The organism is Lonsdalea iberica (assembly GCF_002111585.1).
GTDB classification, from domain to species: Bacteria; Pseudomonadota; Gammaproteobacteria; order Enterobacterales; family Enterobacteriaceae; genus Lonsdalea; species Lonsdalea iberica.
Genome location: NZ_LUTP01000104.1, coordinates 1 through 1,519, shown reverse-complemented (window position 1 = coordinate 1,519; position 1,519 = coordinate 1). Strand labels below are relative to the sequence as shown.

Annotated in this window: 2 protein-coding genes; both read right to left on the bottom strand. The window is 49.9% G+C overall.

From position 1 onward, the window contains the following. Positions 1-44: 44 nt before the first annotated feature. Positions 45-257, bottom strand: a complete 213-nt coding sequence (locus AU511_RS18045) for a hypothetical protein (protein WP_420843470.1) — start codon at positions 255-257, stop codon at positions 45-47. A gap of 862 nt (positions 258-1,119) precedes the next feature. Then, positions 1,120-1,257: a hypothetical protein gene (locus tag AU511_RS18040; RefSeq protein ID WP_420843469.1), complete on the bottom strand. Its 138-nt coding sequence runs from the start codon at positions 1,255-1,257 to the stop codon at positions 1,120-1,122. Positions 1,258-1,519: the final 262 nt, after the last annotated feature.

Below are 1,519 nucleotides of genomic sequence, written 5' to 3'. Positions count from 1 at the left end.
GGGGATGACATCCGATGGAGAACGCGCCTGCCTGCTCTGCGTCTTTACCGAGAAATCATCGAGGTCTTACGCGGCGCAGTAGGCTGGCGGTCATGATATAAGTTGACACTTTTCAGCTCTAACACCCCGATGAACTTGATCGGGCGTGTTGTATTTAACGACCGGTGCGGACGCCGGGGGTTGTAGATTTCCATCGATTCTTTGACCATCTTGCTTGCCTGCCTGATATCTTCCGGCTTAACGAGCAAATATTCCATTTTCAATATCTCATTAACGCGTTCTGCCAATGCATTCTAATAACACTCATACCCCTAAGTCATTGAGCAGATGATGCCATGTCGTTCATGTGTTTTTTGATATTTTGTGGAGCAGTACTGGATGCTTCAATCCGAGTAATGCACCGCGGTGAGCCCGTTCGTCACGGCGATTTTGAATGCTCTCGCAACATGATGCATATGCAGACTCTCATGCACACAGTATCCCACTATTTTTCTCGATCAGGCGTCAGTCACCAGGTTGGCATACGCCGTCCCCTTACGCAGCGGAAGGTAGGTGATATCGACTACCCACACCAGCTCCGGCTGGTTGGAAACATCATTATTTTATAAATACTTCAATAAGTAGGGTGACGACAAAAACGATAATGGCCATTTGTCGTTTCCTGGTAAGCCCGCTTAGGCATAACCAGTAACCACGAGCAACGTAATATCTCGAACAGGCAGTCCCGGCCAACCTACAGCGCAGGTTCGGGCTGCTGTCGCAAGAAGTCATGCAACTTGCGTGTTCACAACCGAGGTTGTTGTAACCGGATAGTGGTCACTTGTTCAAGAATATTTTGGGCCTGAATTTCTCGTGCTCGCCCACGCTGCAAAGACTGATACGACGCTTGTCGGCTAATTCCCATGAACCGGCACATGCGCATTGCTATGAGTCCCGTCGCTTGTGCTTGCGTCATTATGTGGCCAACTGTTTTTTTGTCAGTGTGGCCCTAAACTCAGTGTTTATGACCTTCACAACCGCTTCTAAAACTGTGCTTTGACTTCTGATTCAGCGAGTTGCTGTTCAAGCTCTTTAATTCGGCGGCTCAAGGGTAAGAGGTGTTTTGGGCATGTTAACGCCTCACTTTCTGGCAGGAGAGGTGGAATGCCAGTCGAGTTGACCGTCTGTGCGTAGCCACGCCATAACGGTGTGGCTGCCCTGAATACCATAGCGTTGTTGTGCCTGGCGGGAAGTCATCACGTTGCGTGCGTTCAACATATTGGTTCATCACATTCACCTCATTATACGAGTTAAATGCGTCAACGCTGTTTAGCATCGGGTCACTTTGAAGACGGAAAACGGGGACTCACCTCCCCGTTTTTCTCATCCCAACCGGGAGACGGATCGTGAACGTATTCTCTTCTAGGGTCACCTTCCGTATTGATCATGACCGCCAGCCTACTGCGCCGCGTAAGCCCTCGATGATTTCACGGTAAAGACGCAGAGCAGGCAGGCGCGTTCTCCATCGGATGTCATCCCT